Raw genomic sequence first — 20,710 nt, forward strand, 5'->3', positions numbered from 1 at the left:
TCAGGGGAACGGGTGGTGCGCCCGGTCTAATCGCGGCTCGAATCCGAGGTCGTCCGGGACGCTTTCCGCTCGCTGGCCGAAGTAACTCTCGCCGAAGAAGAGCGGTTGCGCCGTCGGACACAGCGCCCGGACCGCCTCGAACCCCATTCCATCGAGGTCGGGCGTCGTCAGCCGACTCGCGTAGGGACGCAACCCGGCATCGGTCACGCGGTCGACGAGTTCCTCGAGTTCGTCCGCGCCGGTCGGTGGGGTTTCCGGGCCGACGCTCGAGAGGGGGACTGCCGTCTCCGACTCGGTCAGCGAGCGCGCGGCCGCCGGGTCACCCGCGTACCGCCCGATTGCGCCATCGGCGTCCGTCGCCTCCGCCTTCCCCATCCCGCGGAGTTCCATCCAGTTCTGCACGGCTTCTTCGAGCGCCCCGACGGCGGCGTCGACGGGGTCCAACCGAGCGGAGGACCCGAGCGCGAACGCGGGCCACTCGTCGCGTTGGACGGCGACGGCCACCACGGGCACGTCGATGTCTTGCGTGAGCAACAGCGCGGTCACGTCCAGATTCTCCGAGCGCGCCCGTCGGCGGAGCACGTCGAAGGCGTCCGCCTCCTCGACGACCACTTCCAGCGGGTCGTACGTCGAGTACCACGACAGCATCGCCGCGTCTCGTTCGACAACTTCGTAGAGGCCCGAGAGGAGCGCATCCCTTTCGGTGCTCCCCAACCCGAGACCGGTCGTCACCGCCGGGCGAATCGACCGTGTCGGTGGCGGGTAGACGACGGTTTCGGCGGGGGCCTGACGCGTCTCGCCGGTCGCGAGATTTTCCGCAGGCACCCACGCGAGGTCGGTCTCCGCGTCCCACGTCGCGTCCTCGGGCGCGACGAACGAAGCCGGGTCGAGCGCGCTCTCGACGCTGTCAGCGGTTCCCGTCGTCATGGTCGATGCCCGGTACGTGCCCGCGGCGTACCGCTCGTAGCTCTCCCCGAGGGCTTTCATGAACGCCGCGTCCCAGTCGTCCGCGACGCCCGCGGCCTGTTGCGGCGCGGTCACGTCGCTGAACCCGCTCGTGTCCGTGAGCGACGCGAGGTAGTACGGCGCGGGGAACGACTCGGCCTCCCCGACGTTCCGGACGACGCCGAGGCGGTCGTCGAGGCCCGCCTCGGCCCGACTCAGCGCGTCGAGTTCGTGCTCTGTGTCGGCGTGACGGAGCGTCCAGCGAGAATCGTCCCTGCACGAACACCCCGGCACTGGGAGGAACTGCCGCTCGGTGTAGGGGAGTTCGACGGTGGTTCCGACGATGGGGGCGTCGCCAGCGAGTGCCGCTTCGAGGCGACGGCCAGCGACCGCTCCGGCAAACCGCTGTGTCGCGGCCGACGGCGCTTCCGCGGGGTCCTGTCGCTGGTCGACGTTGGCGCGGACGCGCGTTCGGAGGCAGTCGTAACACCCCGTCTCCGGGCCGAACCCGCTCACCGCGGCGTCCGTGACCGGGACCCCAGCGAGACCGCCGAGTTCGACGGCGACCCACGGGAGGCCCAGTTCGCGGGCGCGTTCGTCGGCGGTCTGAAACGCGTCCGAGGTGACCGGTGCGACGACGACGCTCACGTCGGCGGTCGAATCGACGAGCGGGTCTGCCCGTTCGAGAACCTCGACTCCGGCGTCGGTCAGCGCGGCACCCAACGACTCGACCGCCGGGCCGTCCCCGGCGACTTCGACAGTGGTCATGCCCGGGATGACACGGAGGGGGCTGAAAAACCTATGCGGCCAGCAGGCTCTGTGCGACGGTCGCCAGTTCGTCCGTGTCGGCCTCTTCGAGTCGCTCGTCGCCGAGCATCAGACGGAGGCGCGGGCGACCCACGTCGATGGGGACCTTCTCGGTGTCGATGAGGCCCATGTCCTCGAGTTTGGTCTTCGTCCGGGAGAACGTCGCCTTGCTCGCGAGGCCCACGTCCTCGCCCCACTTGCTGATGTCGTACAGCAGTTCGCCGTTGCGCGCGGCGACGAGGAGGCTGATAGTCACCTCGTCGAGGCCGTCGCCGTCGCCGCGGGCGGTCGACAGCGATTCGAGGACGCTGTCGAAGTCCGCTGCCGTCGCGTCACCGATGTCCGCCTTAAGCGTCTCGCGGACCCGCGAGATGGGCGGCGTGCGAAGCGAGTACGATTCGGCGTCCTCGAAACCCGCCTCGTAGTAGTCGTAGGCGTCGCCAACGAACCCGTCGTCGTCGGTGCTCAGGCCGCCGACGCCGTCCCCGATGGTCACCAGCGCGTACACCGACTCGCCCGTCACAGCCAGGGAGTGGTTCGGCACGTCGTCGAGGAGGCGTATCGAGAGCACGTCCGCCTCGATGAGGTCGGCGGCGGTGCTCGCGACGAGGAAGTCGTCCATCACGTCTTTGAGCGCCCGTTCGTCGGCCAGCAGTCGAACGGTCGGCGGGTCGCTCAGTTCGTCCAGTGTCCGCACTAACGCCGAAATCGACGCTCGGTCGGGATTGACCACGTACACGTCGTCGTCCGTGCCGTCGAACACCGCCGACAGCATGGTTCCGACGTCGTCTTCCAGCAGGGTTGCACTCATTGTCCTAACTTCTGTATTGTGCTTTGAGACATTTAATTTCATCGGCCAAAAATAGTTGAATTCGTGAACGTATCGGTCAGACACACCACTGAACGTGATTAAATGTACGGTTACCCGTCACGATATCAGCGTCGAAAATCGGCCGGTGGAGGACGCCTAAAATAACTGGAATCGACCCCCGTACGACCCCCCAATTGTCGGTCGTGATACTTCCCTGTCAATTCATGCACGGCCGCGGAGACGCGAGGCCAACGCCGACGACCAGTGGAACTCGCCCTCGAACACCACCGGAACCGTCGTCGCCGCGAGCGAACGAACGAGTTCCGCCTCGTCCATCGTGAACTCCGCTTGTCGTCCGTTGAGCGCCGACGCGTCACCGAAGGGAAGTGAGTAGCTTTCGCCAGCCCGCGGCGTCACGACTTCGCAGACGACGTGGAACTCGTCCGCCGCCTCGCTCACCCAGACGACGACGGGCGTCGACGGCGTCGGCAGGAGTCCGTCCGTCCCGTCGCCGACGACGGTGTAATCCTTGCCCATCATGATGCGACGCCGGGCCAACTGGAGCGCGCGCTGGATGCTGAAACCGTTGCTCAGGAGGCGAGCGAACGTGCGGCCGACCGTCGCCGCGTGGTCGTCCAGAACGTCGGTGAACGTGACGGCCCCGGCGACAGACCCGTTCTCGACGAGACCCATCCCTTGGTCGAACGACCCGCACGCGTTGAGGAAGAAGGTCCGCGTTCGAACCGTCGACAGCGTCGCCGTCGATAGCGGCCCGTCCCGGCACCGGAGTCCGTCCTCCTCGCAGTGACCGATGAAGTGGACGAAATCGTTCGACGCTTCGAAGACGGCGCCGAGTTCGCGCCGGGTCAGGTGTTCAGAGAGCGTCACGTCCACCGGGAGCGCCGCGTCTCGATAGATGTCCGCGACGGCCCCGTGTTCGTCCGCCATCGAATCGTCGTTGAGCACCACCGCGACCTGCACGCGGTCCTCGCCGGTGTCGTGGTACCGATAGCGGTTCTCGTAGGCCGTCGGCGTCGTCTTGAACGCGTCGATGGGCGTTCCCGGGGCCAACCACGCGTTGATGTGGCCCCGGCCGGTTCCAGGGTCGAGCATCGTCGACGGAGTGCTGGCCCCGCGTGTCGGGTACGCGTCGGTCAGGGTCCGTTCGAGCAGGTCGCTCCGGTCGAGTTCCGAGGCGTCCGGGAGGTAGACGAGGCTCAGTTTGTCCAGCAAGAAGGGGAGACAGCGGATTCGGTCGGTCGACGGGCGCGCGAACGTGGCGAGGTGCCATTCGGGGACCGACTCGCGTATCTCCGCGGACGGAACCGAGAGGTATCGGGCCAGTCGGACTCCGGGCGACAGCGAGCGGAGTTCCGCCGGGTCGAGCGACCACGCGTCGAGCAGTTCCGGGTTCCGCTCGGGACTGAGACGACGGACCAGACAGTCGAAGTAGAACACGTGACGGAGCACCGTCGCCACGTCTTCCTGCAACCCCGGCAACGGGTCGAACTCGCGGTGCAGGTCGGTCCCTTCGGCGGTCAGCACCGCGCGCTCGCGGTCTTCGACGCGCACGTCTGCCCCGAGATAGTAGGCCAACGGCGCGGCGACGAACAGCGCGTCGATAGACGACGGGAGACGGAGGTGGATGTCGGTTTCGAGGTGGTCGGCGGCGACGCTCTGCGGGACCGATTCCGTCTCGCCCGTGGTCAGCAACGGCGGGTGGTCGCGCTGGTCGGGATGGGACCGCATCGGGGCGCTGGTGTGATGGGCCGCACTCAAACAGGACAGGCCAGTGGCGAGGCCCTCGGCGGTCGGCGGAACGACGACGCGAGGCGGGTCCGAAGCGCCCTCGCTGAACCCGACAGTGACCGGTTTCGAATCCCACAGCGAGAGAACCGTCCCGTCGTCGGTTGGTCGCAACGATGCCGGGCCGTCGAACAGGACGAACACCTCCACCGTCTCGGTCGTCAGCGGACTCGTTCGGGAACCGTCTGGACGCCGCTCGACGGTTCCCGAGAGGAGGAACGTCCCGGTCGGGAGTTCCGAGGACGACCGGAGGTGGTACCGGGCCTCGAAGTCCATCGCAGTCACCGTCACGTCCGCCTCGGGTAGCCGCAGTCGCGTCGCTTCCCCCGCATACGCCGCGTCCGTGGGACGCGGAATCGGCCGGTCGACCGCCTCCCGACGCTCGTCTAACTGTTCGAGCAACTTCGTCGGCCATCTCGTGTGTTCGCCCTCGACGGCCGGGATTTCACCCTCCCCGGTTCCCGCGTCTGGCACCCCCCAGGTGACCATGTGGTAACCAGTGTGGGCTAGTCCAATAAATAACCACTGCTATGATGAGTGTCATTTTTCTTCTTAAATTAAAGATTCTGGGAGTGAGCACGACACCTGTGACGGACTGGCACGCGCTCGGGCAAAGGGTAGATTATTGACCGGGGCGTTCCGAAGGTCGGATATGAGCTACGACACCGTCCGCGAGACGGACCCGGCAGTCGCCGACGCGCTGGAAGGCGAGCGAGCGCGACAGAACGACACGCTGGCGATGATTGCCAGCGAGAACCACGTCTCGGAGGCCGTCATGGAGGCTCAGAGCTCCGAGCTCACCAACAAGTACGCCGAGGGCTACCCCGGCGAGCGCTACTACGGCGGCTGTGAGTACGCCGACGACGTGGAGGAACTCGCCATCGAGCGAGCCAAGGAACTGTGGGGCGCGGAGCACGTCAACGTCCAGCCCCACTCGGGGTCGCAGGCGAACATGGGCGTCTATCTGGGCATTCTGGAACCCGGCGACAAGATTCTCTCGCTGGACCTGACCCACGGCGGTCACCTCTCGCACGGCCACCCCGCGAACTTCGCCGGACAGGTGTACGAAGTCGAGCAGTACGAAGTCGACGAGGAGACGGGCTACATCGACTACGAGGCCCTGCGCGAACACGCCGAGGAGTTCGAACCGGACATCATCGTCTCGGGCTACTCCGCGTACCCCCGCGAAGTCGACTTCGAGCGGATTCAGGCGGCCGCCGACGCCGTCGACGCCTACCACCTCGCCGACATCGCCCACATCACCGGCCTCGTCGCCGCGGGTGCCCACGAGTCGCCCGTCGGCGTCGCCGACTTCGTCACTGGGTCGACCCACAAGACGATTCGCGCGGGTCGCGGCGGCATCATCATGTGCGACGAGGAGTACGCCAGCGACATCGACGGCGCCGTCTTCCCCGGCGCGCAGGGTGGTCCCCTGATGCACAACATCGCCGGCAAGGCAGTCGGCTTCGGCGAGGCCCTCGAACCCGAGTTCGAGGAGTACGCCGAACAGACCGTCGCGAACGCCAAGGCGCTCGGCGAGCGCCTGAAAGAGCACGGCCTCGAACTCGTCTCTGGCGGCACGGACAACCACCTCGTCCTCGTGGACCTCCGCCCCTCGCACCCGGACACGACCGGCAAGGAAGTCGAGGAGGCCCTCGAAGAAGCGGGCATCGTCCTCAACGCGAACACCGTCCCCGGTGAGACGCGCTCCTCGTTCAATCCTTCGGGCATCCGCGCTGGCACGCCCGGCCTCACGACGCGCGGGTTCGACGAGGACGCCTGCCGCGAAGTCGCCGACCTCATCTACGACGTCGTCGACGCCCCGCACGACGAGGACGTGGTCGCCGAGGTCAGCGACCGCGTGGACGAACTGACCGACGAGTACACGCTGTACGAATAACCGCTATTTCCCGCTCTCCCGTTCTCACTCTCGTCTCTGGACTATCCAGCGACAGGTGTACCGCGATGGCCCACCGTGAGAAGTTGTCGCCAGCGCTCTTCGAGAACCGTCTCGACGTCCAGTGTCAGACCAGACGGACGGTGTTACTCAGAGTCCTCGGCGGCCCCGCGGTCGGTGGCGGCGGCACGGTGTACGGTCGCGGTGCGGACGGGTGGACACAGCAGTCGACACCGACCGGCCAGAACCTGACTGCCGTCGTCCGCGACGCGACCGACATCGCCGTCGGTGCTGGCGGGGCCATCCTCGAACGGTAGTCCCTGCCGCGGTCGGTCTCCGTTCCGCTCGCCGGTTCGGCACGCCGATGACGACTTCGTGTAGTGACGCTTTTGGCCCCTCCGTGTCCCTCTCCACGTGATGACAGACATTATCGACGGGAACGCGGTCGCCCAGTCGGTGCGGGACGACCTCGCGACGGCCATCGACCAACTCGCCGACGCGGGCGTCCAGCCCTCGCTGGCGACGGTGCTGATGAGCGACGACCCGGCCAGCGAGACGTACGTCTCGATGAAACAGGACGACTGCGCCGAGGTCGGCATCGAAGCCATCGACATTGAAATCGACCCCGAGGCCGACGCGAGCGAACTGTACGACACCATCGACGACCTGAACGCCGACGAGAACGTCAACGGTATCCTCGTCCAGATGCCGGTGCCGGACCACGTCTCCGACCGCGAGGTCCTGCGGGCCATCGACCCCCAGAAGGACGTGGACGGGTTCCATCCCGAGAACGTCGGCCGCCTCGTCGCCGGTGACGCTCGGTACAAGCCCTGTACGCCGCACGGCATTCAGAAACTCATCGCGTCCGCTGGCGTCGACACCGAGGGCAAGGAGGCCGTCGTCGTCGGCCGGTCGGACATCGTCGGCAAACCGATGGCGAACCTGTTCATCCAGAAGGCCCCCGGCGGCAACGCGACGACGACGGTGTGTCACTCCCGCACGCAGAACCTCGCCGAGAAGACCCGCGAGGCGGACATCCTCGTCGCCGCCGCGGGCGTCCCAGAGATGATTGACGGCGACATGATCGGCGAAGGCGCGACGGTCATCGACGTGGGCATCAACCGCGTGGAGGCCGACACCGAGAAGGGCTACGAACTCGTCGGTGACGTGGAATACGAGAGCGCGAAGGAAGTCGCGGGCGCGATTACGCCCGTCCCCGGCGGCGTCGGTCCGATGACCCGCGCGATGCTCCTCTACAACACGGTGAAGGCCGCTGGCCTGCAACACGACGTGGCCGTCGACCTGCCCTGAATGCGCTCGCTCTCGGCGTTCGAGGCCGACGGCGTGTTCACCCGCCGAGTGACGCGGCCGACGGATTCCGCCTCGTTCGAGGCGTTCCGGCGGCGGGTCGAGAACGGACTGGAGTGGGGCGTCGGCGCGCTCGCGGAGGACGCCGACGGACGGCTACTGCTCGTCTACGAGGACGAGACGTGGAAACTCCCCGGCGGCGGCGTCGAAGCCGACGAGACCCGAATCGACGCGCTCGTGCGGGAAGTCCGCGAGGAGACCGGCGTGAAAGTGTCGCCCGACGAACTGCTCGCGGTGACCCACGTCACGCTGACCGACGGGGAGCGAGAGACGGCGTTCCGGTTCGGGACCTACCGCGCGACGCCAGAGACCACGGCGCTCGCGTCGGATCCCGGTCTCACCGACGAGGAAATCGAGCGCGTCGAGTGGCGGGACGCGGTGCCCGAAAACTGTCTCGACGCCGAACTGCTCGCGCGCTTCCAGTAGTCCATTCAGCTCTCGTTTTCCAGCCCCGTGAGCCAGTTATCGGCGGTGACGGCGGCGCTCTCGTCGTCCTCGCCGACGAATCGGCCCAGGTCGCGCGCGGCGTGGAGGAGGCGGTTCGCGTCCGCCGGGTCCACGTCGCCGTCCAGCGCCTCGATGCGCTTGCGGTGGTCGCGGATGCGCCCGGCCAACTGTCGGCCCTGCTCGTTCGGATTGCCGTCGAGATACGTCCGCACGTCGCGCTGGTACGCCTCCACGGCGGCGGCCATCGCGAGGCCGAACGGCGACCGCATCTCGGGCGGGACCGTCTCCACGTCGGGTCGGTCGCCCGCGTCCGCGCCGCCGAGCAACTCGTAGAAGTACAGTTCCGTCCGGTCGCCGGGGCGCATCTCGGTGGCGACGTGGGTGGCGGCGTGGCGGAGTTCGACGGCGGCGACGTACGTCTCGTCCAGCGGTCGGAGGCGACCCGCGTCGATGAACCCGCGCTTGCGGACGTACTCCCGTGCCGCCTCGCCAGCGGCGCGCGCGAGTTCGTCGAGTGGGTCGTCGTCGATGCGGTTCCTGATGGCGGTGAGGTCGAACGACGCGGGGGCGTCGGTGTGTTCGGTCCGGTCGTCGACGCCGACGCTGTGGACGCTGTCGCACTCCGGGCAGGCGACGCTACCCGTGTCGTAGTAGGACCATCGCGTCCCGCAGGACTGACACTCGCGCTCCCCTCGGATTTTCATGTATACGTATGCACTCGCCGACCTCAAGTTTGTTCCGCGAGCGACCCGTACGTCGAGCATGCGCTCCGAAGCCGAAGTGCGCGAACAGTACGAGTTTCTGTCAGCACAGTTAGCGAGCGAGGAGATGCGTCACGAGCGAATCCGACTGCTGTTCACCCACTACAAGCGCGCTCTCGGTTGGGTACTGGAAGAAGAGGAGCTGTGAGAAGTAGTAGTCTGAGTCTAATTTGAAAATCGACAGCAATAGGCGAGTGCCGGTAATTTTAAGTCCTCGACACCCATCTCACCACATGACGCTTCGCTTGGAGGGCCGAAGCGTCAGCGGGGACCAATTCAGGGCGGCAAGCGGCCGCGGATTTCGCGGCCGCTTTCCACTTACTTCGCTGGACTCGAACCGTGAGCGGTTAGTCTTTCCGTATCTCGATTATTCGATTTCGAGCGCGCCGCCAGTCGCGTCGCCGCCCGTCGCGTTCTCGGGCCACTCCAGTTCCACCTCGATGCTCAACTCGCCGTCGCCGTCCGCCGGCCCCTCCCGTTCGGCTTTCACTTCGAACTCGACTTGCGCGGGCGGGTCGAGGGTGACGGACTGGTCGCCAGCGCGAAGCGTCACGTCCCCGCCGGACGCGATGGAATCGGCGAACGTGTGGAGGTACTCCGCGACGGCATCGCGGCTGAGGTCTTGCTCGGTCTCGAACAGAACTGTTTCTGGCATGTCCAACAGTTGGTGTCGTCGCTAATTAATGTCTTCGGCATCACGTATCCTGGAATGACGCAATACTGACTTGATTCTCGAAATCCCGTGTTCGTCTAAATATGGCTCTGTAGCCGATGAATGTCGTAATACTCTTCACCGCCAAACGAAAACTATCCGCTCCGAAACATTTAACCGAGTCCGACAAGTATATTCTTATAGAACGTACCGATGCACGATTTGACAGGGTTCCAGCGGGACCTCCTCTACGTCATCGCCGGGCTGGAGGAACCCCACGGCCTGGCCATCAAGGAGGAGTTAGAGGCGTACTACGAGAAGGAGATACATCACGGCCGCCTCTACCCGAACCTGGATACGCTCGTCGATAAGGGCCTCATCGAGAAGGGACAGCGTGACCGTCGGACGAACTTCTACACGCTCACTCGCCGCGGGCGGCGAGAACTCGACGCTCGGCGGGACTGGGAGGACCAGTACGTCGACTACTGAGACACGTCAACCGAGGTCCGCGTCGTTCGACGCGGGCGACGACGGCGCGGCAGACGGTGCCGAGTCCAGGTCGTCGGTCTCGTCCCCGTCGAACGCAGTCTCGGCGTCGATGCCGGTCGGTAGTTCGTCGTCACCGACGATGTTCGTCGGGTCGACGGCGTGCGGTTTGATGTGCTCGCCCTCGATGAGTTCCGGGAGGACGAACCGGGCGAAGTGGACGATAAGCACGAGTATCATCGGCCCGAGGAAGATGCCGTACCACCCGAACAGGAACGGCCCGAGGATGTACGCGAACATCAGCGTCCCGGTGTGCAGCCCCGTTTGGGGTTGCTCCTCTGTGTTCTCGACACCGAACGGGCCGAACGAGAACCCGCCGCCGCTGGAGACGTAGGGTCGCACGAGGAGGTCGGGAATCGTATCGACGATGACGAACGCGACGCCGACGAACAGGCCGACGAACCACCACTCGCCGCCGACGACCGCGGTCTGCGCCCCGAGGTATATCGCCATTGGCACGTAGACGATTTTCATGCCGATGATGGGGATGAGACTCGCCGCGCCCGCGAGCAGACCGGTCAGCGCAGGGTAGGGGACAGAAAGCCCCGCCGGGGCCGCCGCGTCGACGAGACTGAACGCGATAGCGCCGATAGCGCCGGTGACGATGGCGTTGAGGATGTTTCCGTAGAACACCTTGTGGAAACTGCGGTCGACCTCGTGGAAGTAGTGGTCCAAGACGCCGCGGTGGTCGAGGAAGTTCTTCGCCCACTCGGCCAGTCGGGGGCCGTCACGGAGCATGTAGAAGGCCAGCGCGAACATCACGAAGACGTGGACCAGTCCCGTCCCGACGAACCCGAGGTAGTCGAGTAACTGCGTCACCGTCCCGACGATGGCGTCGGTCGCCCCGGTGTCACCGAGCATTGCCGCCGGGTTCTGGACCGCGGCGGAGGCGTCGAGGTACGGGTCCAACACCTCCGCGTAGGGACCGACATCGGTGGTGTCGGCGAACCGGCCGAACTCCTGGAGGGCGATGGCGATGGTGTAGTACAGCAGGACGATGACCGGCAGGGCGAGCAAGAACAGCGAGAGGAACGCCGCGAGCGTCCGCTGGCGGACGCGCCGGTACACACGCCGATACAGCGGACGCGTCGCGTAGTAGAGGAAGACGCCGAAGACGAACGTGCCCACGAAGGTATAGAGGACCAAGAGCAACGCGGCGGAGAGGACGACGCCGAACCCGATCCAGAAGGCGCGCGGCCAGTCTACCTCCCCACCAGTCTCTGCCATGTGTCTCCGTTTCACGGCGGGTGGCAAAAAACTGTTCTGTCGGAGAGACGAATATTTCACGGACGCTCGCGTAACGGACCCACGTGAGTCTCCTACAGTTGAGTCCGGTGGCGGTCGACACCGAAATCGTGCGGATTCTGTTGGCGGCGGCGCTCGGGATGCTCCTCGGTCTCGAACGGGAGTGGTCGCACAAGACCGCTGGTATCCGGACGTTCGCGCTGATTAGCCTGCTGGGCGCGGTGTTCACTATCGTCGAGAACGGCGTCTTGCTGGTCGTCGGCGGCGCGCTCGTCATCGTCCAAGGCATCCTCATCGCGGTGCAGGGGCTGTTGGAGGAGGAGGAGAACATCTCGCTGACCACGTCTGTCTCGATGCTCGTCGCCTACGGGGTCGGAGCGCTCGTCGCCAGCGGCGCGACCATCGAAGGCGTCACCGTCGCCGTCGTCTCCTCGCTGTTGCTCGTCCTCAAACGCGAACTCCACAGTTTCGCGTGGGGATTGACGCGGGCGGAACTCCGCTCGACGACTGAGTTCGCCATCCTCGCGTTCGTCGTCTACCCGCTGTTACCCCCGGAACCGATCCGACTCCCGGGCAACGTCCTGGACATCGCTGTCGAACTCCGCGTCGTCTGGTTGATGGTCGTGTTCGTGGCGGGTATCGGTATCGTCAACTACGCCGTCGTCCAGCAGTTCGGCGGCCGCGGCATCGCGGTCACCGGTTTCTTCGGCGGCCTCGCCTCCTCGACGGCCGTCGTCGGGACGATGCTCGACCACGTCAGGCAGCGCCCGGATGCGGCCTCTTACGCCGTGGCCGCGATCTTGCTCGCGGACTCCGCGATGGCCTTCCGGAACCTCCTCATTACCGTGCTGTTCACGCTTCAGCAGGGCGTTCTCGTCTCGGCGACCATCCCGTTGCTCGTCGTCGTCGTCGGGAGCATCGTCGTCGCGGCGTTCGCGGCCGACTGGTCCGAAGCCGTCGAGATGGAGTTAGAGAGTCCCTTCTCGCTACGGAACGCGCTCGGGTTCGGCGGGATATTCCTCCTCGTCCTTGTCGTCGGCGGTGTCGCCAGCGCCCGCCTCGGCACCACGGGACTCTACGTAGCGTCGGCGCTCAGCGGGTTGGTGTCGAGCGCTGGCGCGACCACGTCGGCGGTGTTACTGTACCGCGGAGGCGCAATCGACGAACAGACCGCGATGGTCGCGATTCTCGTCGCCACCGCCGCCAGCATCACGGTCAAAGCAATCCTCACTGCTCTCGGACCGAATCGGGGGTTCGCGTACCGGGTCTCGCTCTGGAGCGCTGTCGTCCTCGTCGGCGTGAGCGCGGTAACGGTTGTCGTACTGCTGTGAGTGTCAGAACTGGTACCGACGGTCGTCGTTGTCCTGTTGCTGGGGGAACTGGGAGGCCCCGGTCATCTCGTCGAAGGTCATCCCCGAAAGGTACTCGTCGTAGGTGCAGTCGTAGCCGCTTCGGAGGTGGAAGTCGAGCGTGCCGCGTTCGACCGCCGACTGAAAGAGCATGTGGACCGCGCGCCTGACCAGTTCGTCGGCGTCCTCCGGGTCCATCGCCGCCGACAGCATCGCTAACTCGTTTCGCGTCTCCCGGTCGAGGCCGACCGACAGCTCCTCGTCCAGCTCGGCGTAGCGGGCTTCGACATCGTCCTGAAGGTCTTCGAGAGTCACGTCGTTCTCGTCGGCGACGGCGGGGGAAACACCTTGCGACTCCGTACCGACCTCGGGAGAGTGGAGTGGTAACTTGCGCCACCACATCTCAATATTTATATATCGATACCATTGACAGTTACGTATCTGTCCTCGGTTCTGACAGGGGTGCTCTGGGAACGGGATGACTGAGACTGGCGCCGACGGCGGTCAGGAACGCGTCTCGCGAGTCGTCACCGGACTCGGTGTGGCCGCCCTCCTCGTCCTCGCGTGCGGCATCGGCGGCTACGTTTACGTACAGGACGCCGCCGGAGCGGCGGCCTCGGCCGACCTCCGTTCGACGGCGACGACACAGGCCGATTCGGTCGGGAACTGGCAGTCGCAACTGTCCGCACAGGCGCGCCTGCTGTCCGCCGCGTCGCCGGTCGAAAACGGGGACGAGGAACGAATCAAACGGTATCTCTCGGCCACCTCGGAACGACTGCCCGGCACCGTCGTCGCCGTCCACTACGTCGATACGAGGGACCGTCCCCACGTCGTCACGGCCAGCACCGACGACTCGGTCTCAGGGCGGACCGTCGCGGGCGTCGAGTCCGACTGGGAACCGGTGCTCCAGCGAGCGATGGCACCGGAGACGAACGACACCGCCGTGTTCCACACCGCGAGTTCCCACGACCGCGACGGCGGCCGGGGGATGACGTTCGGCAGTCCGGTCCCCGGCAGAGACGGCGTCGTGTTGGTCGTCGGGAGCATCCCACTGCCCGAGACCCGACCCGTCTCGGGAACGGCGGTGTTCGACGCGGAGCGAGAGGTCGTGTTCGCGGCCGACGCCGACGGGAACAGCGTGGGTGACGACGCGACCGACGCGGGACTGACGCAGGCCCGGGACGGGCGCGTGACGACGACAGCGGCGGGGGGCCGACTGCTCGCGTACGCGCCCGTCCCGGGCACGTCGTGGGTCCTCGTCAGCGCGGCCGAGCGCTCGTCGCTCGCGCCGACGGCCACGCGTGCCGGACACGCACTCTGGTTACTCACCGCCCTCTCGCTGCTGTCGCTGGGTGTCCTCGCGGTCGTTTACCGACGACAGACGACCGAACCGCTCGATAGGCTCCGCCGACGGGTCCGTGCGATGGGTGACGGGGACCTCAACGTCGACTTCTCGACCGACCGCGAAGGCGAAGTCGGCGCGCTGTACGACGCGCTCGCAGACGTGCAGACCGAGCTTCGAGCGCAGATTCGCGAGGCACGGGAGGCCGAGGAGGTGGCCGAGCAGTCGAAACAGCAACTCCAGCGGCAGAACCAACGCTTAGACGAGTTCGCCTCCACGCTGTCACACGACCTGCGGAACCCGCTAACCGTCGCCCGCGGGCACGTCGAACTGCTCTCGACGCGGCTCTCGGATGCGGAATCGGCGGGCCTCGACACCGCCGACCATTGGACCCACGTCGAGAAACTCGAAGGCTCGCACGACCGCATCGAGTCGATTATCGACGACGTGCTCACGCTGACCCGGGAGGGCGAGAGCGTCGACGAGACGGAGCAGGTGTCGCTGGAGGACGCGGCCCAAGAGGCGTGGGCCAACGTCGACAGCGGGGACGCAACCATCGAGATTACCGGGAGCCGTCCCATCGAGGCCGACCGGGACCGCCTGCTCAGGGCGTTCGAGAACCTGTTTCGAAACGCCGTCGACCACGTCGGCGACGACGTGACCGTCGAACTGGGGACGCTCAGGGACGGCTTTTACGTCGCCGACGATGGACCCGGCATCCCATTCGAGGAAGTCGACGATATCTTCGAGTACGGTCACACCACGAGCGACGGCGGCACGGGGCTGGGGCTCTCTATCGTCCGGACCATCGCCGAGGCCCACGGCTGGCGGCTGTACGTCGACACCACCTACGAGGACGGCGCGATGTTCGTCTTCGCGGACGTGTTCGACCGCGGCACCGCGGCGTCGGAGGAGACGGCCATCGAGCGGGGCGAGACGGACGACTGACCGGAACCACCACACACAAATCGGGACGCCCCTAACCGAACGCCGATGAGCGACCAGTCGGCGACGGACGACGCCTCCGCAGCGGAGTACCTCCCGGCCGACGCCGGAGCGGTGCAGGACGCCCTCGTGACGTGGTACACGGCGGACCACCGGTCGTACCCGTGGCGCGAGACGACCGACCCCTACGAGATTCTCGTCTCCGAGGTGATGAGCCAGCAGACTCAGTTGGACCGCGTCGTCAGCGCGTGGACCGACTTTCTGGACCGGTGGCCGACCGTCGCGGACCTCGCGGCGGCCGACCGGAGCGACGTGGTCGGCTTCTGGACGGCCCACTCGCTGGGCTACAACAACCGCGCGAAGTACCTCCACGAGGCCGCCCGACAGGTCGTCGAAGAGCGCGACGGCGAGTGGCCCCGGAACCCCGACGGCCTCTCGGAGTTGATGGGCGTCGGTCCCTACACCGCCAACGCCGTAGCCTCCTTCGCGTTCGACAACGGGAACGCCGTCGTCGACACGAACGTCAAGCGCGTGCTGTACCGCGCCTTCGACGTGCCGGACGACGACGCGACCTTCGAGGAAGTCGCCCAGCGACTCATGCCAGAGGGCGAGTCACGAATCTGGAACAACGCCGTCATGGAACTCGGCGGCGTCGCCTGCGAGAAGACGCCGGACTGCGACGGCGCGCAGTGCCCGTGGCGCGAGTGGTGTGCCGCCTACCAGACGGGTGATTTCACCGCGCCGGACGTGCCGACGCAACCGACCTTCGAGGGGTCGCGGCGACAGATGCGCGGCCGCGTCGTCAGCGTCCTCACGGAGTACGACGAACTCGCGCTCGACGAACTGGGCCCGCGGGTGCGCGTCGACTACGCGCCCGGCGGGGAGTACGGCCGCGAGTGGCTTCGGGGGTTGCTCGACGATTTGGCCGACGACGGTATCGTCGCCGTGAACGAGGGCGACGACGGGACCACGGCCAGTCTCAAGCGATAACTGGCCGGCCGAAACCGGGATAGGAACCCGATTCATCTGCCCCTTCATGTCGGACGAGCGACAGCGGCGTCGGGTTCTCGGCGACGCCGCCCGAGATAGTCGGCCCGCTAACCCTGGCCAGCAGCGTCCCTAGTTCGGCGGCCAGCGTCCCGAGGAGAGTTCGTCGGTGCATACGCCATCCCCGACTCACCTTCGGGTCGATGTATCGTCCGGAGTCCGAACTCCCGCAGCGGAACAGGCCGCTAGCCCTTTGGTGGTCGCCCGTCTGCACCTACCCATGTCCAGACCCACCGTCGTCGGTATCGTCGGGAGCCTCAGAGACGAGAGCTACACTCGAATCGGAATCGCCCGCGCCCTCGATGCCGCAGCGTCGACCGGTGCAGAGACGGAACTGCTCGACCTGCGGGACCTCGACCTCCCCGTCTTCGACGCCGACGCCCGCGAGGCCGGTGACGCGCCGGAACTGACTGCCGCGGTGGCCGACGCCGACTCGATACTCCTCGGGACGCCCGTCTATCACGGTTCGTACTCCGCGCCGCTGAAGAACGCTCTCGACTATTGCGGGTTCGACGAGTTCGAGAACAAGACGGTCGGACTGCTCGCGGTGGCCGGCGGTGGGTTCCCCATCACGGCGCTGGAGCACCTCCGCTCGGTCTGTCGGTCGCTGAACTGCTGGGTCATCCCGCACCAGGCGGCCGTCCCGCGGGCGCGAAACAGCATCGCCGAGGGGGAAATCGCCGACGCCGACATCCGAGAACGGGTCGACCGACTCGGCGAAGAGGCGGTGCAGTACGCCAACATCGAACCGGACCCCCCGTGTCTGGAGAGCACCGAGAACGTCGGTGCGGACGACTGAACGGTTCCGGAACCGAAACCGATTTTCTGTCGCCCACCCCTGACCAACCCGGATGCACGCTATCACGAACAGCGGGTGGATAGAGGTCGTCACGGGGTGTATGTTCTCGGGGAAGTCCGAGGAACTGCTCCGACGGCTTCGCCGCGCGGAAATCGCGGGCCAGTCGGTCGCGGCGTTCACGCCCGCCGTCGACGACCGGTACGGCGAGGAGCGAATCGGTTCGCACGACGGGCGCGGATGGGACGCGACTGTCGTCGACCCGGCGGACCCGCTTCCGGCGATACGAGCGTCGCTGAACGGCGAAACCGTCGTCGCTATCGACGAGGCGAACTTCTTCGAGTCGTCGCTGGTCGACGCCTGCGAGACGCTGGCCGCCGAGGGCCGCCGCGTCGTCGTCAGCGGCACGGACCAGACCTTTCGAGGAGAGCCGTTCCACCCCGTCCCGGAACTCGTCGCCGTCGCCGAGTACGTCGAGAAGTTACAGGCTATCTGCGCCCGGTGTGGCGAACCCGCGACGCGCAACCAGCGACTCGTCGACGGCGACCCCGCCCACGTCGACGACCCGACTATCGTGGTCGGGGCGTCCGAGTCCTACGAGGCCCGCTGTCGGGAGTGTCACACGCTCCGGCGGAACTGACTCGCAATCGTCTTACTCGCGGAGGCCCGAGACGGAGACGTGACTCAGTGGGTCGAGAATCCGACCGGCGGACGCGACAGGGGGCCGACCGCACTCGCACGCGCGTGGGCCGAGATTCTGGTCCGCCCGCGGCGGTTCTTCCAGACGGGTGTCGCGCCGGGCGACCAAGCACCCGGCCTCGTCTTCGCCGCTGTCGTCGTCCTAATAGAGGAGGCGAGTCGCTTCCTCGTCGTGGACCTCGCGCGCCGCGGCATGCTCTCGACCGGTCCGTTCCCGTATCCGGCCATCGGGGGATTCTCGCCGGGGGTCGCCGTCCTCGCGATTCTCGCCATCATCGTCTTCGTCACGCCCGCGACGGTCCATCTGACTGCCGCACTCCAGACGCTCATCCTGATGCCCGCCGCGCCGAACCGCGGCGGCGTCAGCGAGACGGTGCAGGTCCTCTGTTACGCGATGGCCCCCTGCGTCTTCGCGGGCCTGCCGTTCCCCGAGGTTCGCGTCCTCGTCACCGCGTGGGCCGCGGCGCTGTACGTCGTCGGGACGGCGGTCATCCACGAGGTGCGCGTCGGTATCGCCGCCGCCGTCGCCGCCCTCCCGGCGGCTATCGTCTTCGGCTACGGCTTCCGGGGGTTCGATGCGGTGCTCCGACTGCTATCGAGTAGTGGGTTTTAGACCCCGGCCCGTCTCATTCCCGGTATGCTGACACTCGACATCGACGACTTCATGCTGGAACTGAAAGACGGCGCATTCAAGAACGTCGGCCCGTCGAACAAGCAGGCGACGGTGAAGCTATACGACGTGGAGGGCGTCGACGTTCGCGAATACGGTGACAAGCGCGTGAAAATTGCCTTCGAAGACGAACAGGGGAGCACCGTCGAGGTCTCGCTATTCCCAGAACAGGCGCGAGCGGTCGCTTCAGGCCTCGAACTTCTCGAATCCGAGAGCGACGTACTGGACTGACCCGGCATCGCACCGACGCGCGGAATTCGACAACAGTTTTAGGCCCGAACCGCTTCCTCCGTTCAATGGGTTCGTGTATCATTTGCGGCACGTCTGTTGAAGGACGCATCTGTGACCTCCACGAGGAGGATGCCGTATTCGAGTTCAGAGGTACCAGTCCCGACCAACTGTCGGTCGGCCGATACTACCGCGGCAGCGTCGACGGGTTCGCCGAGTTCGGCGTCTTCGTCGACATCGGTGACAGCGTCACCGGTCTGCTCCACCGGAGCGAACTGGACCGCCGCCTCGACTCCCTCGACTGGGACTCCGGCGACGAGGTGTTCGTGCAGGTGAAGAACGTCCGCGACAACGGCAACGTCGACCTCGGATGGTCGATTCGACAGGCCGAACGCGAGTTCCGCGGCGTCCTGGTCGACGACCCCGAAATCGGTCATTCGACGCTCCTCGAAGAGGAGAGCGAGGCCGACTCGGGAAACGCTGACGCCGACGGGGAGTCGGCAGACGCGACCGAGGAATCGGCAGATGCGACCGAGGAATCGGCAGATGCGACCGAGGAATCCGCTGACGACGACAGCGCGTCGGTCGACATCGACGAGACGACCAACGGCGAGGGTGCGGCGACGGCCGCCGGAGCGGTCAGTCAGACCGGCGACGCCGACCGCGTCGACGACGCTGGCGGATCAGTCGGTGCAACCGACGACGAGGCCGCGGAGACGGCGACCGAGACCATCGAGGAAGCGTCGGCCGGTGGGAGCGCCGCCGTCGTCGAAGAGCAGGCCGCCGAGGCCGAAGCGCAGGACGCAGCGAGCGACGACGCCGACCTGCCGACGGTGACCGTCGGGTCCCTGGAAGACCACGTCGGCGACGACGTGCGACTCGAAGGGGAGGTCGTCGGCGTCCGACAGACCTCCGGGCCGACGGTGTTCGAACTCCACGACGAGACCGGCACGGTCGACTGCGCGGCGTTCGTCGAAGCGGGCGTTCGCGCCTACCCCGACGTGGAAGAAACCGACTTCGTCCGACTCGACGGCGAAGTGCGCCGCCGCCGCGGCGAGATTCAGGTCGAGACGGAGGACCTCACCGTCCTCGCGGACGAGGAGCGCGACGCGGTCGAACAGCGCCTCGCTGACGCGCTGGACGACGAGGCCCGACCCGACGCCGTCGACCCCCTCGCCGAGGACTCGACGGTCGAGGCGCTGGCCGACGACCTCGTGGAAGCGGCGACCCACATCCGGAAGGCCGTCCTCACGGACCGGCCGGTCATCGTCCGCCACGCCAACACGGCCGACGGCTACCTCGCCGGGAGCGCGCTCGAACGCGCGACCCTCCCGCTGGTCGCCGACCAACACCGCCGGTCGGACGCGCAGTACCACTACTTCGACCGCCGACCCCTCGAAGGCGGCGTCTACGACATGGACGACGCCACGAAGGACACGACGACGATGCTCGACAACCGCGCGCGCCACGACGAGGCGCTCCCGCTGTTCGTCTTCGTCGCCGCCGGTGGCACGCGCGAGAGCCTCGACGGCTTCGAACTGTTGAACGTCTACGGCGCGCCGACCGTCGTGGTCGACGACATCGAAGTCGACGGCGCGGTGACCGACGCCGTCGACGCCGTCGTCTCGCCGAGTCTCGCCGACGCGCCCGAGACCAGCGCCACCACACTCGCGGCCAACGTCGCCGCCCACGTCAACGACGACGTGCGCGACGACCTGCGTCACCTGCCCGCGGTGAGCTTCTGGGAGGGCGCCCCCGAGGCGTACCTCGACGCGGCCGACGAGGCTGGCTACGACGCCGCCGCCGTGTCCCAACTGCGCGAAGCCGTCGCGCTGGAAGCGCACTACCAGTCCTACGAGGACAAGCGAGAACTCATCACGGACCTCGTCTTCGGCGACGACGAAGACGACGTGGGCGGCCTCGCTGGCCACATCGCCGAGCAGTTCCGCGAGAAGGTCGACACCGAAGTCGGCACGGCCCGCGCGAACCTCGACTACCAGACCGTCGAGGGCCACGACATCGCCGTTCTCGACACGGACGCGTTCTCCCACCAGTACGAGTTCCCGCCGGAGACGCTCCTGCTGGACGAACTCCACCGAGAGATCCGCGAAGACGTCGATGCTCTCGTCGGCGTCGCCACCGACACGCTGTACGTCCGCACCGACGCCGACGCGGACCTGCACGAACTGGTCGACACCGTCGCCGAGGAAGTTCCCGAGGGCGGCGTCGCGACCCGGAGCGTCCGCGAAGGCTCCGTTCGCTACCTCGCCGGTGAGCGCTCCGCGGTACTCGAAGCGACGCTTCGGGTCCTCGCGACCGAAGTCTGAGGAACGAAGCCAGAACTTTTTG

At 66.7% G+C, this 20,710-nt stretch carries 22 protein-coding genes; 14 read left to right on the forward strand and 8 right to left on the reverse strand.

From position 1 onward, the window contains the following. From NJQ44_RS10975 to NJQ44_RS10985, 3 genes are all read right to left on the reverse strand, one after another. Complete coding sequence (locus NJQ44_RS10975; protein WP_254271394.1) at positions 1-1,713, reverse strand: YcaO-like family protein; 1,713 nt, start codon at positions 1,711-1,713, stop codon at positions 1-3. Positions 1,714-1,744: 31 nt separating this feature from the next. Next, entirely contained in the window at positions 1,745-2,563 is an 819-nt protein-coding gene (gene tbsP / locus NJQ44_RS10980; RefSeq protein ID WP_254271395.1) for a transcriptional regulator TbsP, read from the reverse strand. A 222-nt stretch (positions 2,564-2,785) separates the two neighbouring features. After that, on the reverse strand, positions 2,786-4,858 hold the full coding sequence (locus NJQ44_RS10985; protein ID WP_254271396.1) for a hypothetical protein: 2,073 nt from the start codon (positions 4,856-4,858) through the stop codon (positions 2,786-2,788). 163 nt (positions 4,859-5,021) lie between these two features. Between NJQ44_RS10985 and glyA the strand changes: the two genes are divergently transcribed. The 4 genes from glyA to NJQ44_RS11005 all read left to right on the forward strand — a co-directional run bounded on the left by glyA (position 5,022) and on the right by NJQ44_RS11005 (position 8,060). Beyond that, positions 5,022-6,269, forward strand: coding sequence for a serine hydroxymethyltransferase (gene glyA, locus NJQ44_RS10990; RefSeq protein WP_254271397.1), 1,248 nt, complete (start codon positions 5,022-5,024; stop codon positions 6,267-6,269). 65 nt (positions 6,270-6,334) lie between these two features. Then, positions 6,335-6,583, forward strand: coding sequence for a hypothetical protein (locus NJQ44_RS10995; protein ID WP_254271398.1), 249 nt, complete (start codon positions 6,335-6,337; stop codon positions 6,581-6,583). A 100-nt stretch (positions 6,584-6,683) separates the two neighbouring features. Next, the gene (locus tag NJQ44_RS11000; protein WP_254271399.1) at positions 6,684-7,577 is read left to right on the forward strand and encodes a bifunctional methylenetetrahydrofolate dehydrogenase/methenyltetrahydrofolate cyclohydrolase; all 894 of its coding nucleotides are present in this window, start codon (positions 6,684-6,686) and stop codon (positions 7,575-7,577) included. Continuing rightward, positions 7,578-8,060, forward strand: coding sequence for an NUDIX domain-containing protein (locus NJQ44_RS11005; protein ID WP_254271400.1), 483 nt, complete (start codon positions 7,578-7,580; stop codon positions 8,058-8,060). It abuts the gene before it with no gap. Between the two features lie 5 nt (positions 8,061-8,065). Here NJQ44_RS11005 and NJQ44_RS11010 read toward each other — a convergent pair whose 3' ends face one another. Beyond that, positions 8,066-8,785, reverse strand: a complete 720-nt coding sequence (locus tag NJQ44_RS11010; RefSeq protein ID WP_254271401.1) for a DUF7117 family protein — start codon at positions 8,783-8,785, stop codon at positions 8,066-8,068. Positions 8,786-8,843: 58 nt separating this feature from the next. Between NJQ44_RS11010 and NJQ44_RS11015 the strand changes: the two genes are divergently transcribed. Further along, the gene (locus tag NJQ44_RS11015) at positions 8,844-8,990 is read left to right on the forward strand and encodes a DUF8555 family protein (protein ID WP_254271402.1); all 147 of its coding nucleotides are present in this window, start codon (positions 8,844-8,846) and stop codon (positions 8,988-8,990) included. Positions 8,991-9,209: 219 nt separating this feature from the next. Here the strand turns inward: NJQ44_RS11015 and NJQ44_RS11020 are convergent, their stop codons facing one another. Continuing rightward, complete coding sequence (locus NJQ44_RS11020; RefSeq protein ID WP_254271403.1) at positions 9,210-9,497, reverse strand: amphi-Trp domain-containing protein; 288 nt, start codon at positions 9,495-9,497, stop codon at positions 9,210-9,212. A 210-nt stretch (positions 9,498-9,707) separates the two neighbouring features. Here NJQ44_RS11020 and NJQ44_RS11025 point away from each other — a divergent pair, with 210 nt between their 5' ends. Then, the gene (locus NJQ44_RS11025) at positions 9,708-9,983 is read left to right on the forward strand and encodes a PadR family transcriptional regulator (protein WP_254271404.1); all 276 of its coding nucleotides are present in this window, start codon (positions 9,708-9,710) and stop codon (positions 9,981-9,983) included. Positions 9,984-9,989: 6 nt separating this feature from the next. On the opposite strand, the gene NJQ44_RS11030 is transcribed toward NJQ44_RS11025, so the two are convergent. Beyond that, entirely contained in the window at positions 9,990-11,267 is a 1,278-nt protein-coding gene (locus tag NJQ44_RS11030; protein ID WP_254271405.1) for an AI-2E family transporter, read from the reverse strand. An 83-nt stretch (positions 11,268-11,350) separates the two neighbouring features. On the opposite strand from NJQ44_RS11030, the gene NJQ44_RS11035 reads away from it, so the two are divergent. Next, entirely contained in the window at positions 11,351-12,616 is a 1,266-nt protein-coding gene (locus NJQ44_RS11035; RefSeq protein ID WP_254271406.1) for an MgtC/SapB family protein, read from the forward strand. A gap of 3 nt (positions 12,617-12,619) precedes the next feature. On the opposite strand, the gene NJQ44_RS11040 is transcribed toward NJQ44_RS11035, so the two are convergent. Next, the gene (locus NJQ44_RS11040) at positions 12,620-12,949 is read right to left on the reverse strand and encodes a ribbon-helix-helix protein (RefSeq protein ID WP_254271407.1); all 330 of its coding nucleotides are present in this window, start codon (positions 12,947-12,949) and stop codon (positions 12,620-12,622) included. Positions 12,950-13,112: 163 nt separating this feature from the next. On the opposite strand from NJQ44_RS11040, the gene NJQ44_RS11045 reads away from it, so the two are divergent. Together NJQ44_RS11045 and NJQ44_RS11050 are read left to right on the forward strand one after the other, a co-directional pair. Continuing rightward, positions 13,113-14,924 (forward strand): ATP-binding protein, encoded by a 1,812-nt coding sequence (locus NJQ44_RS11045; RefSeq protein WP_254271408.1) that lies wholly within the window; start codon positions 13,113-13,115, stop codon positions 14,922-14,924. A 45-nt stretch (positions 14,925-14,969) separates the two neighbouring features. After that, positions 14,970-15,911: an HhH-GPD family protein gene (locus tag NJQ44_RS11050; RefSeq protein WP_254271409.1), complete on the forward strand. Its 942-nt coding sequence runs from the start codon at positions 14,970-14,972 to the stop codon at positions 15,909-15,911. On the opposite strand, the gene NJQ44_RS11055 is transcribed toward NJQ44_RS11050, so the two are convergent. Then, positions 15,901-16,083: a hypothetical protein gene (locus tag NJQ44_RS11055; protein ID WP_254271410.1), complete on the reverse strand. Its 183-nt coding sequence runs from the start codon at positions 16,081-16,083 to the stop codon at positions 15,901-15,903. The two genes, NJQ44_RS11050 and NJQ44_RS11055, sit on opposite strands and share 11 nt — an antisense overlap. 105 nt (positions 16,084-16,188) lie before the next feature. Between NJQ44_RS11055 and NJQ44_RS11060 the strand changes: the two genes are divergently transcribed. From NJQ44_RS11060 to NJQ44_RS11080, 5 genes are all read left to right on the forward strand, one after another. After that, on the forward strand, positions 16,189-16,767 hold the full coding sequence (locus NJQ44_RS11060) for an NADPH-dependent FMN reductase (protein ID WP_254271411.1): 579 nt from the start codon (positions 16,189-16,191) through the stop codon (positions 16,765-16,767). Between the two features lie 52 nt (positions 16,768-16,819). Continuing rightward, on the forward strand, positions 16,820-17,404 hold the full coding sequence (locus NJQ44_RS11065; RefSeq protein ID WP_254271412.1) for a thymidine kinase: 585 nt from the start codon (positions 16,820-16,822) through the stop codon (positions 17,402-17,404). A 39-nt stretch (positions 17,405-17,443) separates the two neighbouring features. Beyond that, positions 17,444-18,076: a YIP1 family protein gene (locus NJQ44_RS11070; RefSeq protein WP_254271413.1), complete on the forward strand. Its 633-nt coding sequence runs from the start codon at positions 17,444-17,446 to the stop codon at positions 18,074-18,076. Positions 18,077-18,100: 24 nt separating this feature from the next. Continuing rightward, on the forward strand, positions 18,101-18,364 hold the full coding sequence (locus tag NJQ44_RS11075) for a hypothetical protein (protein WP_254271414.1): 264 nt from the start codon (positions 18,101-18,103) through the stop codon (positions 18,362-18,364). Between the two features lie 65 nt (positions 18,365-18,429). Then, the gene (locus tag NJQ44_RS11080; protein WP_254271415.1) at positions 18,430-20,688 is read left to right on the forward strand and encodes a DHH family phosphoesterase; all 2,259 of its coding nucleotides are present in this window, start codon (positions 18,430-18,432) and stop codon (positions 20,686-20,688) included. Positions 20,689-20,710 lie beyond the last annotated feature (22 nt).

The sequence above is a fragment of the Haloarcula marina genome (assembly GCF_024218775.1).
Lineage (GTDB): Archaea > Halobacteriota > Halobacteria > Halobacteriales > Haloarculaceae > Haloarcula > Haloarcula marina.